The organism is Microbacterium atlanticum (genome assembly GCF_015277815.1).
Classification (GTDB): domain Bacteria; phylum Actinomycetota; class Actinomycetes; order Actinomycetales; family Microbacteriaceae; genus Microbacterium; species Microbacterium atlanticum.
In genome coordinates, this window is the sequence record NZ_CP063813.1 from 3,631,882 (window position 1) to 3,650,686 (window position 18,805).

At 71.7% G+C, this 18,805-nt stretch carries 20 protein-coding genes; 5 read left to right on the plus strand and 15 right to left on the minus strand.

Annotation, left to right across the window (positions count from 1 at the left end; all coding sequences use genetic code 11):
- Positions 1-221 precede the first annotated feature (221 nt).
- Positions 222-890, minus strand: coding sequence for a bifunctional 4-hydroxy-2-oxoglutarate aldolase/2-dehydro-3-deoxy-phosphogluconate aldolase (locus IR212_RS16620; RefSeq protein WP_194396956.1), 669 nt, complete (start codon positions 888-890; stop codon positions 222-224).
- Between the two features lie 28 nt (positions 891-918).
- Entirely contained in the window at positions 919-1,812 is an 894-nt protein-coding gene (locus IR212_RS16625; RefSeq protein ID WP_194396957.1) for a sugar kinase, read from the minus strand.
- An 86-nt stretch (positions 1,813-1,898) separates the two neighbouring features.
- Here IR212_RS16625 and IR212_RS16630 point away from each other — a divergent pair, with 86 nt between their 5' ends.
- Positions 1,899-3,362 (plus strand): glutamate-cysteine ligase family protein, encoded by a 1,464-nt coding sequence (locus IR212_RS16630; RefSeq protein WP_194396958.1) that lies wholly within the window; start codon positions 1,899-1,901, stop codon positions 3,360-3,362.
- Between the two features lie 30 nt (positions 3,363-3,392).
- On the opposite strand, the gene IR212_RS16635 is transcribed toward IR212_RS16630, so the two are convergent.
- The 3 genes from IR212_RS16635 to IR212_RS16645 form a co-directional block, all read right to left on the minus strand.
- Entirely contained in the window at positions 3,393-4,373 is a 981-nt protein-coding gene (locus tag IR212_RS16635) for a Gfo/Idh/MocA family protein (RefSeq protein WP_194396959.1), read from the minus strand.
- Positions 4,374-4,416: 43 nt separating this feature from the next.
- Positions 4,417-5,250 carry an EamA family transporter gene (locus IR212_RS16640; RefSeq protein WP_228479390.1) on the minus strand — a complete coding sequence of 278 codons (834 nt, stop codon included), beginning with the start codon at positions 5,248-5,250 and terminating at the stop codon, positions 4,417-4,419.
- Positions 5,251-5,324: 74 nt separating this feature from the next.
- Positions 5,325-6,593: a serine hydrolase domain-containing protein gene (locus IR212_RS16645; protein ID WP_194396961.1), complete on the minus strand. Its 1,269-nt coding sequence runs from the start codon at positions 6,591-6,593 to the stop codon at positions 5,325-5,327.
- Between the two features lie 78 nt (positions 6,594-6,671).
- Here IR212_RS16645 and IR212_RS16650 point away from each other — a divergent pair, with 78 nt between their 5' ends.
- Together IR212_RS16650 and IR212_RS16655 are read left to right on the plus strand one after the other, a co-directional pair.
- Positions 6,672-7,010, plus strand: coding sequence for a DUF2470 domain-containing protein (locus tag IR212_RS16650; RefSeq protein ID WP_194396962.1), 339 nt, complete (start codon positions 6,672-6,674; stop codon positions 7,008-7,010).
- Between the two features lie 30 nt (positions 7,011-7,040).
- Positions 7,041-7,694 (plus strand): biliverdin-producing heme oxygenase, encoded by a 654-nt coding sequence (locus tag IR212_RS16655; protein WP_194396963.1) that lies wholly within the window; start codon positions 7,041-7,043, stop codon positions 7,692-7,694.
- Between the two features lie 278 nt (positions 7,695-7,972).
- On the opposite strand, the gene IR212_RS16660 is transcribed toward IR212_RS16655, so the two are convergent.
- The gene (locus IR212_RS16660; RefSeq protein WP_194396964.1) at positions 7,973-9,337 is read right to left on the minus strand and encodes an ATP-dependent DNA helicase; all 1,365 of its coding nucleotides are present in this window, start codon (positions 9,335-9,337) and stop codon (positions 7,973-7,975) included.
- 9 nt (positions 9,338-9,346) lie between these two features.
- Entirely contained in the window at positions 9,347-9,829 is a 483-nt protein-coding gene (locus IR212_RS16665) for a MerR family transcriptional regulator (protein WP_194396965.1), read from the minus strand.
- A gap of 78 nt (positions 9,830-9,907) precedes the next feature.
- On the opposite strand from IR212_RS16665, the gene IR212_RS16670 reads away from it, so the two are divergent.
- Together IR212_RS16670 and IR212_RS16675 are read left to right on the plus strand one after the other, a co-directional pair.
- Positions 9,908-10,741 (plus strand): NAD(P)/FAD-dependent oxidoreductase, encoded by an 834-nt coding sequence (locus IR212_RS16670; protein WP_194396966.1) that lies wholly within the window; start codon positions 9,908-9,910, stop codon positions 10,739-10,741.
- Positions 10,742-10,921: 180 nt separating this feature from the next.
- On the plus strand, positions 10,922-11,977 hold the full coding sequence (locus tag IR212_RS16675) for a hypothetical protein (protein ID WP_194398743.1): 1,056 nt from the start codon (positions 10,922-10,924) through the stop codon (positions 11,975-11,977).
- Between the two features lie 15 nt (positions 11,978-11,992).
- On the opposite strand, the gene IR212_RS16680 is transcribed toward IR212_RS16675, so the two are convergent.
- The 8 genes from IR212_RS16680 to IR212_RS16715 form a co-directional block, all read right to left on the minus strand.
- A complete protein-coding gene (locus IR212_RS16680; RefSeq protein WP_228479391.1) occupies positions 11,993-13,975 on the minus strand; it encodes a bifunctional copper resistance protein CopD/cytochrome c oxidase assembly protein in 1,983 nt (660 codons plus the stop codon).
- A gap of 130 nt (positions 13,976-14,105) precedes the next feature.
- Positions 14,106-14,393 carry an HU family DNA-binding protein gene (locus tag IR212_RS16685; RefSeq protein ID WP_194396967.1) on the minus strand — a complete coding sequence of 96 codons (288 nt, stop codon included), beginning with the start codon at positions 14,391-14,393 and terminating at the stop codon, positions 14,106-14,108.
- Between the two features lie 210 nt (positions 14,394-14,603).
- Positions 14,604-15,698, minus strand: coding sequence for an alpha/beta hydrolase (locus IR212_RS16690; protein WP_194396968.1), 1,095 nt, complete (start codon positions 15,696-15,698; stop codon positions 14,604-14,606).
- 98 nt (positions 15,699-15,796) lie between these two features.
- On the minus strand, positions 15,797-16,102 hold the full coding sequence (gene rpsN / locus IR212_RS16695) for a 30S ribosomal protein S14 (RefSeq protein ID WP_194396969.1): 306 nt from the start codon (positions 16,100-16,102) through the stop codon (positions 15,797-15,799).
- Between the two features lie 3 nt (positions 16,103-16,105).
- Positions 16,106-16,276, minus strand: a complete 171-nt coding sequence (gene rpmG, locus IR212_RS16700) for a 50S ribosomal protein L33 (RefSeq protein ID WP_018173550.1) — start codon at positions 16,274-16,276, stop codon at positions 16,106-16,108.
- Complete coding sequence (gene rpmB / locus IR212_RS16705) at positions 16,276-16,512, minus strand: 50S ribosomal protein L28 (protein ID WP_013584774.1); 237 nt, start codon at positions 16,510-16,512, stop codon at positions 16,276-16,278. The genes rpmG and rpmB overlap by 1 nt, the downstream gene beginning before the upstream one ends.
- Before the next feature lie 188 nt (positions 16,513-16,700).
- A complete protein-coding gene (locus tag IR212_RS16710) occupies positions 16,701-18,035 on the minus strand; it encodes an HNH endonuclease (RefSeq protein ID WP_194396970.1) in 1,335 nt (444 codons plus the stop codon).
- A 64-nt stretch (positions 18,036-18,099) separates the two neighbouring features.
- Positions 18,100-18,777 (minus strand): DNA-3-methyladenine glycosylase, encoded by a 678-nt coding sequence (locus IR212_RS16715; protein WP_194396971.1) that lies wholly within the window; start codon positions 18,775-18,777, stop codon positions 18,100-18,102.
- Positions 18,778-18,805: the final 28 nt, after the last annotated feature.

The following is an 18,805-nucleotide window of genomic DNA, read 5'->3' on the forward strand; positions in this document are numbered from 1 at the left end:
ATGGCACGACACGCGGTGTCAGCGGCGGAATGGCGCAGTTCGTGACACGCGAGCGCCCGGGCTCGGCGTTCGGCTAGCACAACATGCGGCGTGCGCGGCGAGAACGACGCAGTTCGTGACAGGCGAGCGCCAAGGCACGGCGTTCGCATGGCACGACGCGCGGTCTCAGCGGCGAAATCGGCGCAGTTCGTGGCACTCGAGCGACCGGACGGCCGCCCCGCTCACCGGCCAGCAGCGCCGCCGCGGGACCGCAACAGCTCGGCGAGCCGCTCGAGCTGCGACGGATCCTCCAACGCCGAGCCGACGGCGGCGACCCGCACCCCGGCGTCGAGGAACTCCGCGACGTTCGACGCGTCCAGGCCGCCGGTGGCGACGAAGCGCACCTGCGGGAACGGAGCCCGGATGTGGCGGAACCAGCCCGCACCCAGCCACGTCGCCGGGAACGCCTTGAGCCAGGTGAGCCCGAGCGACACGGCGAGCTGCACCTCGGTGGGCGTCGCGACGCCGGGAAGGATCGGGATGCCGGCATCCTTCGCCGCCCGCACGACGACGGGGTCCAGACCCGGCGACACCAGGTACGCCGCGCCCGCGTCGGCGGCGCGCTCCACCTGCTCCGGCGTGATGATCGTGCCCGCGCCGACGCTCTTGCCCCGGCTTTCACCCGCACGGACGACCTCGCGCAGCGCCCGCTCGTCCTCCTCGGTCTGCAGCGGCACCTCGACCGAGTCGATCCCGAGATCCCATGCGACCTCCGCCAGCCGGACGGAGCGCTCACGCCCCATGCCGCGCAGGATCGCCATGAGCGGCGCCCCGGCGAACGCGTCGTCGAACCAGACGGCCGGGGGCGCGGCATCCGGGCCCGTCGTCGTTGAGGCGGAATCGGTGGTCATGCGGCCGTCCTTCGTGCGGGGGCTGTGGTCATCGGGATGGTGAGGGCTCGTGGACCGAATCGGTCGTGGTCTGCAGCGTGCGCGCCGCGCGCTCGTGGCCCGCGCGCAGCCGATCGGGCACCGGATCTCCCGAGAGCCAGCCCGCCAGATAGCCGCCCGCGAACGCATCGCCCGCGCCGACGGCCTCGACGACCTCGACCACGAGCGCCGGCTCGAACACTTCGTCGCCGCCGGCGAACGCCGTCGCACCGACGTCGCCGTCCTTGACGATGAGCTCGGGAACATCCGGCAGCAGCGCCCGGACGTCGGCCGCCGTCGCCGTGCCCCACAGCGTCTCCGCCTCGTCCCGCCCCACGAACACCAGGTCGGCGCGGCGCGCGAGCTGGAGCAGCGGGTCGGCGGCGGCTGCGGCATCCCACAGCGGCGCGCGGTGATTCACATCGAACGACACCGGCACCCCGTGCTCGCGGGCGCGCTGGATCACGCGCGAGAGGAACGATGCGGCGGAGACCGAGATCGCCGCCGTGATCCCCGAGACGTGGAGGAGGTCGATGCCGTCGAACGAGACGCGATCGGCGTCGCCCTGCGACAGGAACGACGCCGCGGAACCGCGCCGGTAGTACAGGACGCCGGCGCCCGGGTCCTTCACATACAGGCCGGTGGGATGCTCGCCGTCGAACACGACGCGGGAGACGTCCACCCCGCGTGCGCCGAGCTGGCGGACGATGCGGCGCCCCAGCGCGTCGGCGCCGAGGGCGCTGAACCACCTCGCGCGGTGACCGAGCGCCGCCACGTGAGCGGCGACGTTCGACTCCGCTCCCCCGGCGTCGAGGAGGAAGCCCTCGGCGTCCTCGACCGGAGCCGCGACGACCGGCGTGACCATGGCCATCGTCTCGCCGATCGCGAGCAGGGTGCGGGGCATCCTGTCAGCGTAGTCACGCTCCGCGCTCGGCGAGCCGCCCGGCGGTGCGCTGGCCGCCTGCGGGGCGCTCTCGCTAGAGTGCCGCCATGGGTGAGGACGTCCAGCCTCAGGAGTTCACCCGCGCCGACCGCACGCGCCACCGCGAGAAGGTGCGGCGCAACCTCGACGTGTTCGCATGCATGCTGCGCGAGGCGCACTTCGACACCGACGACCCGATGACGGGCCTGGAGGTGGAGCTCAACCTCGTCGACGACGAGGGCGATCCCGCGCTGCGCAACGCGGAAGCGCTGGATGCGATCTCGGATGCCGCGTTCCAGACCGAGCTCGGACAGTTCAACGTCGAGATCAACGTGCCGCCGGCGCGGCTCCGGCTCGACGGGCTGCGCACGTTCGAAGAGGGTCTGCGCCGCAGCCTCAACAACGCGGAGGCGCGGTCGTCGACGGTCGGTGCGCACCTCGTGATGATCGGGATCCTCCCCACCCTCGGCGAAGAGCACCTGCGGCCCGGGAGCATCAGCGCGAATCCGCGTTACCGGCTGCTGAGCGAGCAGATCCTCGACGCCCGCGGCGAAGACCTGTCGATCTCGATCAGCGGCCCGGAGCGGCTGGTCGCCACGGCGGATTCGATCGTCCCGGAGGCCGCGTGCACCAGCATGCAGCTGCACGTGCAGACCTCCCCCGACTCGTTCGCGGCGTACTGGAACGCGTCGCAGGCCATCGCGGGCGTGCAGCTGGCCGTGTCGGCGAACTCCCCGTACCTGCTGGGCCGCGAGCTCTGGCGCGAGACGCGCATCCCGCTGTTCGAGCAGGCCACCGACACCCGCAGCGAGGAGCTCAAGGCGCAGGGCGTCAGGCCGCGGGTGTGGTTCGGCGACCGCTGGATCACGTCGGTCTTCGACCTCTTCGAGGAGAACGTGCGGTACTTCCCGCCGCTGCTTCCGATCGTCCACGAGGAGGACCCGATGGCGGTGCTCGACGCCGGCGGCATTCCGGGCCTCGATGAGCTGCGCCTCCACAACGGCACCATCTACCGGTGGAACCGACCGGTCTACGACATCGCCGGCGGCGTGCCGCACCTGCGGGTCGAGAACCGCCTGCTCGCGGCCGGACCCACCGTCGTCGACATGGTCGCCAACGCCGCGTTCTACTTCGGGCTCGTCCGGGCCATCGCCGAGAACGACAGGCCGCTGTGGTCGCAGCTGTCGTTCAGCGCCGCCGAGGAGAACTTCCACACCGCGGCGCGCGACGGCATCGACGCGCAGCTGTACTGGCCGGGCGTCGGCCAGGTCCCCGCGACCGAGCTCGTCCTCCGGCGGCTGCTCCCGCTCGCACACCAGGGACTGGAGGCGTGGGGGGTGGAGACATCCGTCCGCGACCGCCTCCTCGGCATCATCGAGGGTCGGTGCATCAGCGGCGTGACCGGCGCCACCTGGTTCGTCGACCGGGTGCATGAGCGCGCCGGCATGGAGCGGTACGACGCCGTGCGCGCGACCCTGCGCGAGTACCGCGAGGCGATGCACACCAACGAGCCGGTGCACACCTGGGAGTGACCCCCGGCTCTCCGCGAGCCGCGCCGCGCGTCACCCGGCCAGCGCGGCGGCGCGCCAGTCGGTGAGCACACGAGCGGCCGCGCGGGTGTGCGCCCACGGCATCTCGGGGACCTCGAGCCGTCCCTCCTCGAGGGCGAGCGACAGCGCGTCGGCCTCCGCCGCCATCGGCTGCACGACCGGCAGGTGCCTGACGTCTTCGTCGCCCTGGCGCCGGATGACGACCGCGTCCGGGCTCGCCGTGCGGCTCCCCCACACATTCGGCAGCACGACCTCGGCGTCCGCGAACGTGAGCACGGCGGTGTCGGACAGATCCTCGATGACCGACGTCCCGATCGTGGCCGACAGGGTGCCGAAGCCCAGCTCTGCCCAGGCGGTGCCGTCGACGCCGCCCTCGAGCCGCGCGTCGAGACGTCGGTACTCCGGATCGATCGGGCGACCGGATGCCGCGGCCAGATCGATCGCGAGCGCGAGCGGGTAGCACCCCACGTCGAGGATGGCGCCGCCTGCCAGCGCGGGATCGAACAGCCGCCCCTCGCGGGTTCCGGCGTCGAAGCCGAAGGCGCCCTCCACCCGATGCAGCTCGCCCAGCACGCCGCCGGCCGCGAGCTCCCGCAGCGCCTGGGCGAACGGCCCGAACCGCGTCTTGAACGCCTCGAGGAAGGGGCGCCGCGTGCGCTCGGCCGCCTCGAGGATGCGCTCGACCTCCGCGAGCGTCGGGCTCGCGGGCTTCTCGCACAGCACGGCCTTGCCCGCCTCGAGCGCGCGGACGGCGAGGTCGGCGTGCGTGGTGTGGACGGTGCCGATGTACACCGCGTCGACGTCGTCGCGCGCGAGGACCTCGTCGTAGGTTCCGGATGCCTCGGCCCCGTGCTCTGCGGCGAACGCCGCCGCCCGCTCCGCCGCCGAACTGCCCACGGCGTGCAGCACGCCGCGCTCGGAAGAGCGCAGCCCCACGACGAAGTCCCTGCTGATCGCGCCCGGGCCGAGCACGGCCCACCTCGTCTTCACCATGGTCCCGATCGTAACCAGCCGCCTTGCTCTCACGTGCCGGCTGTCACGCCAGCGGCTCGGCGGCCTCCTGGGCCGCGCGCGCGGAGGATCGCACCGCGCCCATGCTCGCGGCGATGACGAGGCCGATGCCGAGCACCTCGAGCACCGTCATATGCTGCCCGAGGAAGACGAAGCCGGCGAGCGCCGCGGTGGCGGGGGCGAGGCTCATCAGGATGGCGAAGACCGCCGCCGGAAGGCGCCGCAGGGCGATCAGCTCGAATGTGTACGGGATCGTCGACGACAGCACCGCGACGGCCGCCCCCAGGGCGACCAGGTCGATCCGCAGCAGAGCAGTGCCGGCATCCGCGATCCCGAACGGGAGCGAGAGCACCGCCCCCACGGCCATCGCGAGCGCGAGCCCGTCGAGCTTCGGGAACGCCCTTCCCACGCGCGCCGAGGCGAGGATGTAGAACGCCCAGCTCGCGGCGGCCCCGAGCGCGAAGAGCACTCCGAGCGGGTCGAGGCGGTCCCAGCCGCCGCCGCCGAGCGCGACGACACCGGCGAGCGCGAGGAGCGCCCACAGCCACGCCGACGCGCGGCGGCTGGCGACGATCGAGAGCACCAGCGGGCCGAGCACCTCGATCGTGACGGTCACCCCCAGCGGCAGGCGCTCGAGCGCCAGGTAGAACAGGGCGTTCATCATGACGAGCACGAGGCCGAACAGCGCCACCGCCGTCCATTGGGGACGGGAGTGGCCGCGCAGGCGCGGTCGCGCGAGCAGCAGCAGGATCACCGCCGAGAACACCAGCCGCAGCATGACCATGCCGAGCGGTCCCACCTGCGGGAAGAGCAGCACGGCGAGCGAGGCGCCGACCTCCTGACAGGCGAGACCGGCCACGACGAGGAGGATCGCCGGCGTCGAGCCCGCACCGATCCCCCGAGCCGCCGCAGCGGGCGAGCCGGTGCCGCGCACTAGGCCGCCGGCGGCGCGCACACGGCCGCGGCGGCGATCGCCTCGTGGTACTGCTCGGCGGTCCATGGCAGACCCGCGTCGGGGGCCGTCCCGCCGTCCGCGGCCGGCGTCTTGGACGCGATCGCGGCCAGCTCCCAGGCGAGGTACTCGCTGATCGTCGCCGGCGCCGTGGAGCTGTTGAGCACGACCGCCACCGTCAGCCCGCTCGCGGGATCGGAGAACGCCGCGGTGAGGTATCCGGGAGCCTTCCCGTACTGACCGATGAGTGAGCCGGCGATGATCGCCCCGCCGTCCGCATTGAGCCACGTCGGCGCGTCCGGCGCGATCGGGACGGGCTCGCCGAAGCGGTCCTCGTCGCCGACGAGGTCTCCCGCAGCCAGCGCCCGCACGTACCGGCCCAGGTCCTCGATGTCGGTGACGACGCCGCCATCGGTGAAGCCGGTGGTCGACGAGACGCCGGTGAGGTTCAGCGGTGCGCTGCAGTCCAGGACGCCTTCGGCGTTGGCGACCGCCTGCCCGCCCTCGAGCACGCCGGACTCGGGCAGGTCCGCGAGCGCGGTCGCCTCGAGGCCGAGGGGGTCTGCGACGTACCGCTCGATGAGATCGGCCGCCGTGGCGCCGGTCGCGCGCTCCAGCGCCAGGCCCAGCAGCGCGTAGCCCGCGTCGGAGTCGCGGTAGGCCACACCGGGCTCGGTCGTGCGGGGCTGTCCGAGGCCGAAGCTCGCGAGGTAGCGGGGATCCCAGCGCCGCTCCGGGTTGGTGAGCCACATGGAGTACAGCTGGCCGCCGTACGAGCCGATGCCCGAGGTGCCGTCGCACAGCTCGGCGAGGCTGATGTCATCGAGGTCCGGCACGCCGGCGACATACTGCGCGACGCTGTCGCCGAGCTCGACGGTCCCCTCCGCCGCCACCTGATACAGCACGTCGCACGTCATCGCCCGCGTGACCTTGCCCGCGCGGAAGACGTGGTCAGCCGAGACCTCGGCGCCGTCGTCCGGCCGCTGCGTGCCCAGACCGGTGACCCAGCTCCCGCTCCACGGCGCCCACACCCCCACGATGGCCCCGGAAGACCCGGTGGTCGTCATGGCGTGGGTGACGGCATCCGTCAACTGCTGCACGGTCTCATCCGAGAACGACGCGGTCGATTGCACCGGGCTGTCGTCGGCCTCGACCTCGCCCCCGAACGTGCAGCCGGTCAGGAGGAGCGCCGACATCAGGGCGCCGCCGATCACCGCGATGGCGCGGTGACCGCTGAAGCCCGTCCCCATGCTCACCCCCGATGATCTGCAATGAATTCAAACACACGCCCGCCGTCCTGCGGGCAGGGCGGTCCGTATGGTAGGAGCATGACCCACCTGTTCGACGAGGCTGCGCTGACGGGTGTGCTCAGCCACATGAACGCCGATCACGCGGGCGACAACCTGCTCATCGCCCGCGCGTTCGCGGGGGAATCCGGTGTGCAGCCGGCGACGATCACCTCGTCGACGATGACCGGATTCGACGGTGAGAAGGGCGTGTGGACCGCCTCGACGGAGGACGGTGGGACGTTGGAGATCGCCGTGCCGTGGCCGGGCGGGGCCATCTCGCAGCGCCCGGAGGTGCGCCGCGAGATCGTCGCGCTCTACGACGAGGCATGCCGCCGGCTGGGAGTGGATCCTCGACCGCATGCTTGGAGAAGTGGTTAGGTTCGCCTTACATTCAGTTACCATGAAGGTATGAGCGCCCCCATCCCGTTCTCCGCCGCACTGCGCGAGCGCTCGAGTCGCGCCCACTCGTCGAGCGAGACGGCCGGCTTCATGGCCGACCTCATGACGGGGGAGGGCACGCGCGACGACTACATCGCGCTGGTCGTCCAGCACTGGTTCATCTACGAGGCGCTCGAGCGCACCGCACGCCGGATGCGCAACGACCCCGTCGCGTCGGTGTTCATCACCGACCGGCTGACCCGGCTGCCGGCGCTCGAGGCCGACCTGGAGTTCCTCATCGGGCCCGACTGGCGCGACCGCGTCGAGCCGCTGCCGACGACCCGGCGCTACGTCGCCCGGATCAACGAGGTCGGCGCCACCTGGCCGGGCGGCTTCGTCGCACACCACTACACGCGGTACCTCGGCGACCTGTCGGGCGGGCAGTTCATCGGCCGGCTGATGTCGCGGCGCTTCGGCTTCGAGACGAACGGGATCGGCTTCTACGTGTTCGACGACATCGCCGATCCCAAGGCGTTCAAGGACGTCTATCGCGAGCAGCTCGACGCCGCGCCGTGGGATGCCGCCGAGCAGGAGCGCGTGATCGACGAGGTGCTGCTCGCCTACCGGTTCAACACTGAGCTCTTCGAGGACCTCGCCGCCGCGAAGGCCACCCAGGTCGCCTGACCCCGGCCTGCCCTTCCTTTCCCTTCCCCCTCGCTTCCCCAGCCTGCCCTTCCCCCCACCCCCCTCACTTCTCCGCGACTCGCCAAGACACGCCGGTCGGGCATCCTGTGGTCGGCGTGTCTTGGCGACTCGGAGCCACGCGCACACGCACGGGCGCGCGGGGCGGGGCGCGGGGCAGGGGCGCGGGGGGCGGGCTCGGGCGCGGGGACGGGGGCGGGAGGGGGGACAGCAGAGGGAAAGGGGGAACAGCAGCGGGGGCGGGGACAGCAGCGCGGGGGTCAGACCACGGCGGCGCCGCGCACCGCGTCGCGCATGAACCGCTGCACATCCGGGTCGACGCGGATGTCGCTCGGCCGCAGCGGCCGCGACAGGTAGAGGCCGTCCAGCGACGTCAGGCGCGACAGCGCCACGTACGTCTGCCCCGGCGCGAAGGCGCCCGAGCCGAGGTCGATGATCGCCCGGTCGTAGGTCTTGCCCTGCGACTTGTGGATGGTGACCGCCCACGCCAGGCGCAGCGGGAACTGCGTGAACTCGGCGACGATATCGCGCGTCAGCTGCTTCGACCCGGGGTCGTATGAGTAGCGGTACTTCTCCCACACCGAGGGCTCCACGTCGAACTCCTCGCCCTCGACGTCCACGCGCACGGTCTCACCCGCGATCCGCGTGACGGTGCCGATCGTGCCGTTCACCCACCGTGGAGGCTCACCGAACGACTGGGTGTCGTTGCGCAGGAACATCACCTGGGCGCCGACCTTCAGCTTGAGCTCCAGGTCGGCCGGGTAAGCGGCATCCCCCCGTCCGAAATCCCCGTTCACCTCGGCCATGGCGGTCTGCTCGCGCCCGACGAGCTCGCTGAGGTGCCGCCGGTTGATGTTGTTCACGATGTCGTTGCGGGTGGCCAGCGTGATGATCGGATGCTCGCCGTCGGACGGATGCGGGGGCGTGCGTGCGCCCGTGTCGTTGAGGACCTGCGCGATGTCGGCTGTCACGCGCCCATAGCGCACCGCGTTGAGCATCGCCTTGAACGCCGCGTCGCTCTGGCGGTGGATGTCGATGAGCTCGCGGATGTTCAGCTCGGCACCGTACGAGCCGACGTCGAGGATGCCGTCGCGCGCAGAGTCGCCGACCCAGACCTTGGCGTCGAAGAACCAGAAGGAGCGGTAGTGGTCGCGCACATACCGCAGCTCGTCGCCGCGCGGCGGCACGGGCGCAAGCTGGTACGGGTCGCCGAACATCACGATCTGCGTGCCGCCGAAGGGCTCTGCCCGGCGACCTCGCGCCTTGCGCAGGGCGCGGTCGATGGCATCCATCAGGTCGGCGTTGACCATCGAGATCTCGTCGATCACGAGCGTGTCGATGGCGTTCAGGAGCTTGCGGGTCGCGTCGGACTGGTCCTCGTCGTGCGCCCCGATGATGCCCAGCGGCAGCTTGAACAACGAGTGGATCGTCTGGCCCTCGACATTGAGCGCCGCGACACCGGTCGGCGCGCACACCGCGATCTGCTTGCTCGTGTGCCACGCCAGGTGCTGCAGGAGCGTGGACTTGCCGGTGCCGGCGCGTCCGGTCACGAACACGTGCTCGCGCGTGTCTTCGATGAGACGGAACAGCGCCTCCTGCTCGGCGGAGAGGGGTGGCGTGTTCACCGATTCATGCTAACGAGCGGATGCCTCCTCCCGGCGTCCCTCCGCCGGATCGGTGGACACCGCCACGCTCTCCACAGGTGCCTCCGCCTCGCGCCACACGCCTGTCCCCGCGACGACCTCCTCCATGATCGCCCGGAACCGCGGGCACGTGGTGATGTCATGGGACCGGCAGCGCAGGGCGTGCTCGGTCATCCGCCGGGACTTCTCCATGTCGGCCATCCGGCGGCCCAGCTCGGCGAGATGCTCCTCCAGCACGCGGTGACGCTCGGGCGCCTGCTCGTCCAGCAGCACCCCGATCTGCTCCAGGCTCATGCCGGCGTTCTTGCTGCGGACGATGACGCCGATGCGCACTAGGTCGTCGTCGCCGTAGCGGCGGCGGTCGCCGGCATCCCGCTGCGGGCGCAGCAGACCCACCGCCTCCCAGTGCCGCAGCACGTGGGTCGGCAGCGTGAAACGGGCCGCGGCGTCGCCGATCGACAGACTTGACTTCATGTCGACATGAAGTCACAGGATCGGTGTCAGCGCAACCGGCCCTGGCGGTCCGGAGCTTCCCGACGAGAGGATCCACCCATGTACGACGTCATCGTGATCGGCGGCGGCCCCGCAGGGCTGCAGGCCGCGCTCACCATCGGCCGCATGCATCGCACGGTGCTGCTGCTCGACTCCGGCGAGTACCGCAACGGCACCGTCGAGCACGCACACAACCTGCTGACCAACGACGGCCGCAGCCCCGCCGAGCTGCGGCGCATCGCCCGTGACGAGCTCGCGGCGTACGACACCGTGAAGGTGCGCGGCGCCTCGGTCACGGCCGTGTCGGGCGCGCTCGGCGACTTCTCGGTCACCGCCGCCGGCGGCGTCGAGCGGGCGCGACGCCTCGTGCTGGCCACCGGCATGCGCGACGAGCTTCCGGCGGTGCCCGGACTCGCCGAGCAGTGGGGGAGGAGGGTCGCGCAGTGCCCGTTCTGCCACGGCCACGAGTTCGCCCGGCAGCGCGTCGCGATCCTCATCGAGGGCGAGCACAGTCTCATGATCGAGCGGATGCTGCGCCCCGTCGTGGCCTCGGCCCTCATCGCCGCGCCCGCCGACGTGGCGCGGGTGGAGGAGGCCGGGGAGGGCCTCGCGCTGACGCTCGCAGGCGGCGGCGTCGAACACGTGGCCGGTATCTTCACGGCGGCGACGGCGCGCCAGCGAGCGCCCTTCGCCGCCCAGCTGGGCTGCGCGCTCCTTCCCAGCGGCGGCGTGGAGGTCGACCCGCTCGGCCGCACGACCGTTCCCGGCGTCTACGCCGGCGGCGACATGGCGCACCTGGCCGCCGTGCCGGGACCGATGGTGTCGCTCGCCGCGGCCATCGCGTCTGGCCAGCTCGCGGGCGCCAGCGCGGTGCGCGACGAGATCATGGCGTGACGGGTCCGCCGCCCGCTCCGCATCCGGACGGCCGTCCACAGGGGCCTCCCGGCCAGGCCTTCCTAGACTGTTGCCGTGGACCAAGGGGCGGTGGACACGGCATCCGGTCGCGCAGACGCGCCATCGGCCGGTGCCGCAGGTGGCGGCATCCGTCACGAAACCGCTCCCACACCCGCTCTGATCCAGCCGCCCCGCAAGGGGCGCCGGCCCGGCCTCGCCCTGGATCTCAGCCTTCTCGCACTGGTCGGCCTGCTCCTGGTCGGAGCGGTGTTCGCGGCGTGGGGCGCGATGGAGCGGTACTTCTACAGTCCCGCCGCGTTCGTGGACAGCTACGTCGACCTCCTCGCGCAGGGACGAGCTGCCGATGCCCTCGCCGTCCCCGGCGTGCGGGTGAGCTCGGCGGAGCTCGAGGCTGCGGGACTGCCGCCGACCGCGTCGGACGCCCTCCTGCGCCGCGCAGCGCTCGCTCCCATCGAGGACCCTCGCGTGGTGTCGCAGGAGCAGGACGGCGAGATCACCCGGGTGACGATCGCGTATGAGGCCCGCGGATACGAAGGACGCACCACCTTCGCGGTCGAACGCGACGGGTCGATCGGCCTCGCCCCGACGTGGCGGTTCGCGCGCAGCCCGCTCGCCGTCATGAACCTCGCCGTCACCGGATCGATGCAGTTCGACGTGAACGGTTTTGAGATCGACAAGCGCCAGGTGTCACCGGAAGGAGCGGATGCCGATCCCGCCGCTCCGGTGTCGCTCCTTGTCTTCTCGCCCGGCCTGTACTCGGTGTCGGTCGACACGCCCATCGCGACCACCCCGGGCGTCGCGGTGCTCTCGGACAGCCCCTTCCGGGCAATCCCGGTCAACGTGCAGGCACAGCCGACCGAGGAGTTCCTCCGCGTCGTGCAGCAGGGAGTCGAGGAGTTCCTGACCGGCTGTGCGACCCAGGAGGTGCTGCAGCCCACCGGATGCCCCTTCGGCTACTTCGTGCAGGACCGGATCTCGTCGCTGCCGAAGTGGTCGATCGTGCGGCAGCCCGCCGTCGCCGTCGAGCCCGACGGCGCCGGCTGGGCACTCCTCCCCGCCGAGGCGGTGGCCCACATCGATGTCGGCATCCGCTCGCTCTTCGACGGCACCGTCCGCGACGTCAGCGAAGACGTCCCCTTCATCGTCAAGGGCCAGATCACCGTGCGCCCCGACGGCAACGTCGCGATCGTGGTGACCGGCCCCGACACCACCTGAGCCGGGGCGACCGGATCACCGACCGGAAGCGGCCTTGGCGTCGCGCTCGGCGAGGGCGGCCAGGCGGGCGTTGTACTCCTCGAGCTCGGCATCGCCCGTACGGTCCGCGTGCCGGTCGCGGCGCTTCGTCTCGCGGTCGTCGCTGCGGCTCCACTGGATCGCGACGGTGATCGCGAGGACCAGTGTCGGGATCTCGCCGATCGACCAGGCGATCCCGCCGCCGTTGTACTGGTCCTCCAGCGGCGTCGCGCCCCATGTGCGGCCCATCGATCCGAACCACTCGGCGACCATGAGGCCCTCCTGCATCATGATCGCGATGCCGAAGAAGGCGTGCATCGCCATGATGCCGATCAGCAGCAGGAGGCGACCGGGGTAGGGGAGGCGGTAGGGCACCGGGTCGATGCCGATCAGCGTCAGCACGAAGAGGTAACCGGTGATGAGGAAGTGCGCGACCATCCACTCGTGCCCGAGGTGGTCGTAGAGCGACCAGCGGAACAGGTCGGTGTAGTAGAACACCCACAGCGAGCCGATGAAGAGCCCGGCCGCCACGAACGGGTTCGTGAGCACCCGGGCGACCGGCGAGTGCACAGCCCACAAAATCCATTCGCGCCCGCCGCGCGTGCCGTCGTCGCGCTTGCGGATCGCCCGTGCGGCCAGGGTGACCGGCGCCCCCGCGACCAGCAGCAGCGGGATCGCCATGGTCAGCAGCATGTGGCCGATCATGTGCATGCTGAACAGGTAGTCCTGGTACACGTTGATCACCCCGCCGGTGACCCATACGAGCAGCGCCATGCCGGCGACCCACATGAGGGTGCGGTAGACGGGCCACGCGTCGCCTCGGCGGCGCAGCCGCCGGACACCGGCGAGGTAGAAGAAGACGGCGAACGCCGCGACGACCGCCCACAGCAGGTCGACGTTCCACGCGGTGAACCAGCGCTCGAGGGTGAGCTCCGGCGGCAGCGGCGCTCCGGTCAGGCGCTCGGCCGGCGTCGGCGTGGCGGGGATCAGCGGCTCGGCGGGCGGCGGCGTTCGCGCGAGAGCCGCCGCCGCGCCGAAGGCTACGCCCATGAGCACGAGCTCGAAGGCGACGAGGCTCCAGAAGGCGCGGGATGCGGCCTCGGTCGTCAGCTTCCCGATCAGACGCGTCCGGTACCACGCCCCGAGCAGCCCCAGCGCGAGGAGCGCCACGATCTTGGTCGCCAGGATGAGGCCGTACGGCGACAGGAGCGCCGACCAGTCCTGCAGCCCGATCGCCGCACGCACCGTGCCCGTGAACGCGACGACCGCGAAGGCCGCGAGCGCGATGCTCGAATACCGGGCGACGGTGGCGGCCGTGGCTTCACGCGACTGCAGCGGACGCACCACGACCAGGAGCAGGAGACCGCCCAGCCATACCGCGGCGGCGATGATATGGAGGATCAGCGCGGTCATCGCCTCGTGGTGGAACGCCTCTTCGCCGGAGTGGCCCTGTGTGCCCATGGGCACCAGGGATGCCGCGGCGAGAAGTGCCACGAAGAGGGTCGCCGTCCACGAGCGGACCGCGAACGTGAGCACCGTGAGCGCGGCGCCGGCGATCGTGGTGATGAGCCACGTGCGGCCGAGCTCGGTCTCGACGAGGAAGCGCCCGAGCAGCGCGCCGAACTCCGGTCCCGCGCTGATGGCCGGGTTGAACGCGTCGACGAACGTGAGGAAGCCGGTCGCCGCCGCCGCGAGCGTGAACACCGCCGCCGAGATCGAGGCGGTGTCCAGTGCCGTGTCGAACTCGCGGTCGCCCGCGCGGAGGGTGAACAGGGCGGTCACGAGCACGCCCACCATGCCGGCCGCGGCGAGGTTGACCAGCAGCTTCGCCGTCGGAAGGCTCCACCGAACGACCGGCCCCGGATCGGCGATCGCGAGCGGGGCCGCGCCGCCGCCGACGATGAGCGCCCACACCATCGTCGCCAGCGCGGCCAGGACGAGGATCGCGGGCCCGGCGGCCCGCAGGGCGCGGGAGTTCACCGTTCCAGCCTACGTTGCGCCGGCCGGCGCCCCGCCGCCGCGGAGGGGCGCTCGGGCCGGCCAGCGGCTGCAGACGCAGAGAGGGGATGCCGCGGGTCGCGGCATCCCCTCTCCGGACGTCTGCGTCCGATTACTTGACGGCGGCCTTCAGCTTCGAGCCGGCGGTGACCTTAACGCGCTTGCCCGCGGGGATCTTGATCTCCTCGCCGGTCTGCGGGTTGCGGCCGGTGCGGGCCGAGGTGGCGACCTGCTCGAAGGCGAGCCAGCCCGGGATCGAGACCTTGCTGCCGTTTGCGACCGCCTCGGAGACGGTGGAGAAGAGGGAGTCGAGCACGCCCGAGACGGCGGACTGGCTCTGGCCGGTCGCGCTCGCGATGCTTGCGACGAGCTCGGTCTTGGTGATGGTCTTGTCGGCCATTGGTTGTGTCCTCCAAAGACGACGAGTGCCGTCTTGTCATTGCTCGGACCGGAGGGCGCAGCCCCCGGCTGGTCCTATCGACCGGGTCCGAATGTACCCGACAGGGCCGACAGATCCGCGTATTTCCGCGGTTTTCGGAGGTTTCCGGTGGTGTGTCGCGTGAAACCTGGGGTGGATGTGGCCCCTGAGGCCGCTTTTCGCTGAGCGCGATCAGTCGTGAAGCCGCCGCAGTGCGGTCACCACGTCGTCGTGCCAGCGGCGGGCGGCCGGGAGCACGCCGGTGAAGATGGGCGTATCGTGCGTCACTCCCTGGTAGCGCACGACGCTCGCGTCGACGCCGGCGGCTCGGAGCGCCGCGCCGTAGGCGTCGCCGTCGCCCCGCAACGGGTCGTACTCCGCCGTGAGGATGACAGCGCGCGGAAGGCCCTCATGGGACGCCGCCCGCAGCGGAGACGCATAGGGCTCCCGCGCGTCCTCGGGGCGCGGGAGGTACGTGCGCGCGACGGAGCGCAGCTCCCGCATGGCCAGGAAGCGCGGGATCCGCAGCGCCCGCGTCGCGCGCAGATCCAGGTGACGGCCGGTGAGGTCCACCACCGGCACCTCGAGCACCTGCAGACGCACCGGGTGCTGCGCCCGGTCGCGATTGACCAGCGTCAGCGCGGCGGCGATATTGCCGCCCGCCGAGACTCCGAGCAGGCCGATCCGGTCGCCGTCGATCCCCACCTCGCCGGCTGAGGCGAAGAGCCAGTCCAGTGCGGCGTACGCCTGCTCGACCTGCACGGGGTACCGGTGCTCGGGCGCGAGGGCGTACCCCACGGCGGCGATCGCGACGTGCGCGTCGACGCAGCGACGGCGGTAGGCGGCATCCGTCGTGGGATAGTCGATTCCCCCTATGCGGAACGCGCCGCCGAAGAACGCGAGCACCCCGGGCACCGGCGCATCGCCCACGACCGGCGGGTGATAGATGCGAACGCGGACGGACGGATGCCCCGGCACGGCCACTTCGTGCTCGGTGGTGCGCACCTCGGGGCCGGGGGTGCCGACCGTGCGCAGCTCGCTGCGGTCCCATGCCAGGGCGGCGCGACGATGACGGGCGCGTGCTCGGGCGTGGGGACTGGCGTGCGGACGTGCCGGGGTGGCCGGGCTCGCGGTCTTCTTCGCCGGCTCGCTCGCGGCGGGGACCACGCTCGCGCGACCGAAGGGCCACAGCGCGGCCAGCCTCGCCCTGACCGACCCCAGCGCCTGGTCGAACATGTACCTGCGGTGCACCCGCAGGCGCTCGGCGAAGAACGGGTCCAGCGGCATGCCCCCATTTTTCCGCGACGGAGGGGGATCCGCCCCCGGTTGACAGGCGGAAGGCCCGGAGTTCCGAGGAACTCCGGGCCTTCCGGCGAAGCGGGTGCTTACCAGCTCGACTTGGTCACGCCGGGCAGCTCGCCGCGGTGCGCCATGTCACGGAAGCGGACACGCGAGATGCCGAACTTCGTGAGGACACCGCGGGGGCGGCCGTCGATGACGTCACGCGAACGGACGCGCACCGGCGACGCGTTACGGGGAAGCTTCTGCAGGCCGATGCGGGCGGCCTCGCGCTCCTCGTCGGTCGAGGTCGGGCTCACGAGAGCCTTCTTCAGCTCCGCGCGCTTGGCGGCGTAGCGCTCGACGACGGCCTTGCGCTGCTCGTTGCGCGCGATCTTGCTCTTCTTAGCCATGGATCAACGCTCCTCGCGGAAATCGACGTGCTTGCGGATGACCGGGTCGTACTTCTTCAGCACGATGCGGTCGGGGTTGTTGCGGCGGTTCTTGCGCGTCACGTAGGTGTACCCCGTGCCCGCGGTCGACCGCAGCTTGATGATCGGACGGACGTCCTGTGCCTTCTTGGCCATCAGAGCTTCACACCCTTCGCCTGGAGGTCACGCACGACCGCCTCGATACCGCGGGCGTCGATCACCTTGATGCCCTTGGCCGAGACGTTCAGCTTGATGTTGCGACCCAGCGACGGAACGAAGTAGGTCTTCTTCTGCACGTTCGGGTCGAAGCGGCGCTTCGTCCGGCGGTGCGAGTGCGAGATGTTGTGACCGAAGCCGGGAACCGCTCCAGTCACCTGGCACACTGCTGCCATAGTGATGTCTCCTTAGTACCGTGGCGCCGGACGGCGCCACCCAAGATCCCTTGTCTGCACCCCGCGCTCGACCCGGCCGGTGAGGCCCTCAGCGTATGTGGGATACGTACTGCGTGCTGGAGTGCGCGCAGACAAAGAGTCAGTCTAGCACGGACAGCGTGTCGCCCTTGACGCGCGGGCGCCCGAGGTCATGCGGACAGCGCGTAGCGAGACTTCCCGGCGAGCCGGGGCGTGCGCTGCGGGTCGATCCACGGGGGCGGTATCAGCCACACATGCGCGTCGGGACCTGGCCGCTCGACCCTGACCTCCCAGCCGTCGGTATGGAGACGATGATGGCACCCCGTGCAGAGCAGCACGCCGTTGCCGAGGTCCGTGCGCCCGCCGTCGCGCTCCCACCACTTCAGATGATGGCCGTGGCACCATGCGGGCGGGGCGCCGCATCCGACGCATCCGCCGTCACGCTCGCCGAGCGCCAGCTTCTGCGCGGGCGTGAAGAGCCGCCTGGCGCGTCCCCAGTCGACGATCTCGCTCTCGCCGCCGAGCACGCACGGGATGACCTGCGCGTCGGCCGCAAGGCGTCGGACGGTCGATGCGGGGATGGGCTGGGCGATACCGTCGATCGTCGCAGTGCCGATCCCGGCCTCGAGGTCGGCGAGGTCGACCCGTACGACGACCGTCGCGGTCGGTCCCGTCGGGACCTCCGCACAGCCGATCGCGTGCCGGCAGAGGTCGGCGAGCGCGTCGGCCTGCATCTGCCGCACCGAGCGCTGATCCCGCTCGCCCGCCTCCGCGTGCTCGTTGCGGCGGAGCGCATCGCCGACGAGCACATCGATCACCGCCTTCACCGGCGCCCCGGTCTCGGGGTCGAGCTTTCCGGTGATGACGAGCATCCCATCCCGCTCCTGCATCTGAAGAGCGCGTTCGGACCGCAGCGCGTCGTGACGGGGTTCGACGCCGTCCGGATCGAGGTGGGCTTCGGCGCGGGCGAGAAGCTTCCCCAGCTCGTCCGCACGAAGCGCCGGCAGGAGCCCGACGAGCTCGCGTTCCGCCTCGTCGAGCCGTGCCGGATCGACGCGGATCGCCAGCCGATCGAGGAGGGTGACGATCGCCGAGGCCGGCGTCATGCCGATGCGCCCCGCTGCGATCGCCGCCGCGATGTGCGGGTGCTTGGCCGGGAGCGGCTCGCCGGTGAGGGAGACCCGCGGAGCCGTCGCCTCGCCGACCTGCACCATGCGCACCGCCTCGCCGACACTGGTGCCGGCCGTGGTCGAGATGAGCACGGCCGGCGTGGTGAATCCCTGCTTCTTGGCGAGGGAGTCCTTGCCGAGCTCGCGCCGGGACTGGCGCGAGATCTCCGCGGCCACCGACGCGAACGCCGCGTCGACGCGTCGCTTCAGCGCCCCGAACGCCTGGTTGACCGCGACCAGCTCAGCGGGTGAGAGCGAGCCGGCGGGCCGATGGCCCCCGGCTGCGGCGAGGACTCGCAGCGCCTCTTCGATGCCGTTGAGCGGGTTCGCCTCCATGCCTCGACCTTAGAACATACCTACGACATTCGCCCGCCTGGTGCGCCGACTCGGTTTCCGGCGGTCAGAGCGCCTCGGCGGCCTCGCGCGCGCCCCGACCCCACCGGAACGCCGACACCGTCGGGTCGCCGGGGATCCAGTAGCGCCACGGAAAGCGCGCGGTCCCCGCGATCCCCGCCACCCCGACGCGGGGGCCCGACGCGATGTCGGCCAGGGGTTCGGCGAGCAGCTCCAGCCGTGCCCGCGCTCCGTGCCGCGGCTCAGCGGTGATCGCATCGATGCCGTCGTGGTGCGGATGCCGCAACCCCACCGCGTCGCCGAACCGGCCGGGCCCGCGGGCCAGGTCGCGCGCCGTGCGAGCGGCGGGGCGGCGGCGCGACGCGGCATCCGTCCCCTCGATCACCTCACCGGCGCGCAGGAGCACACCGCCGGCGATGCCGTCGGGCCCGCACACCACGTTCACGCAGGAGTGGATGCCGTGGCTGAGGTACACGTACAGGTGACCCGGCTCGCCCCACATCGTGGCGTTGCGGGCGGTGGGTCCCATGCGGGCGTGGGATCCGGGATCGGGCACCGGGCCGGTCCCGCGGCCGTGGTACGCCTCGGTCTCGGTGATCCTCACGGCGACCGTCTCGCCGTCGACGACGGTCTCGAGCCGGGCGCCGAGGAGCCGCGGCGCCACCTCGGCGGGGAGGCCCTGCAGGTCGGCCCGGGTCGCCGCGCGCCACCCGTCCCTCGCCATGCGTGCGAGTCTACGTCGGCCCGACGGC

What these genes read in the sequence shown, in the direction of transcription:
- IR212_RS16620 (WP_194396956.1), bottom strand. Translation starts at nt 890, where the DNA reads ATGACCACCGATTCCGCCTCAACGACGACGGGCCCGGATGCCGCGCCC.
- IR212_RS16625 (WP_194396957.1), bottom strand. Translation starts at nt 1,812, where the DNA reads ATGCCCCGCACCCTGCTCGCGATCGGCGAGACGATGGCCATGGTCACG.
- IR212_RS16630 (WP_194396958.1), top strand. Translation starts at nt 1,899, where the DNA reads ATGGGTGAGGACGTCCAGCCTCAGGAGTTCACCCGCGCCGACCGCACG.
- IR212_RS16635 (WP_194396959.1), bottom strand. Translation starts at nt 4,373, where the DNA reads ATGGTGAAGACGAGGTGGGCCGTGCTCGGCCCGGGCGCGATCAGCAGG.
- IR212_RS16645 (WP_194396961.1), bottom strand. Translation starts at nt 6,593, where the DNA reads ATGGGGACGGGCTTCAGCGGTCACCGCGCCATCGCGGTGATCGGCGGC.
- IR212_RS16650 (WP_194396962.1), top strand. Translation starts at nt 6,672, where the DNA reads ATGACCCACCTGTTCGACGAGGCTGCGCTGACGGGTGTGCTCAGCCAC.
- IR212_RS16655 (WP_194396963.1), top strand. Translation starts at nt 7,041, where the DNA reads ATGAGCGCCCCCATCCCGTTCTCCGCCGCACTGCGCGAGCGCTCGAGT.
- IR212_RS16665 (WP_194396965.1), bottom strand. Translation starts at nt 9,829, where the DNA reads ATGAAGTCAAGTCTGTCGATCGGCGACGCCGCGGCCCGTTTCACGCTG.
- IR212_RS16670 (WP_194396966.1), top strand. Translation starts at nt 9,908, where the DNA reads ATGTACGACGTCATCGTGATCGGCGGCGGCCCCGCAGGGCTGCAGGCC.
- IR212_RS16685 (WP_194396967.1), bottom strand. Translation starts at nt 14,393, where the DNA reads ATGGCCGACAAGACCATCACCAAGACCGAGCTCGTCGCAAGCATCGCG.
- IR212_RS16690 (WP_194396968.1), bottom strand. Translation starts at nt 15,698, where the DNA reads ATGCCGCTGGACCCGTTCTTCGCCGAGCGCCTGCGGGTGCACCGCAGG.
- rpsN (WP_194396969.1), bottom strand. Translation starts at nt 16,102, where the DNA reads ATGGCTAAGAAGAGCAAGATCGCGCGCAACGAGCAGCGCAAGGCCGTC.
- rpmG (WP_018173550.1), bottom strand. Translation starts at nt 16,276, where the DNA reads ATGGCCAAGAAGGCACAGGACGTCCGTCCGATCATCAAGCTGCGGTCG.
- rpmB (WP_013584774.1), bottom strand. Translation starts at nt 16,512, where the DNA reads ATGGCAGCAGTGTGCCAGGTGACTGGAGCGGTTCCCGGCTTCGGTCAC.
- IR212_RS16710 (WP_194396970.1), bottom strand. Translation starts at nt 18,035, where the DNA reads ATGGAGGCGAACCCGCTCAACGGCATCGAAGAGGCGCTGCGAGTCCTC.
- IR212_RS16715 (WP_194396971.1), bottom strand. Translation starts at nt 18,777, where the DNA reads ATGGCGAGGGACGGGTGGCGCGCGGCGACCCGGGCCGACCTGCAGGGC.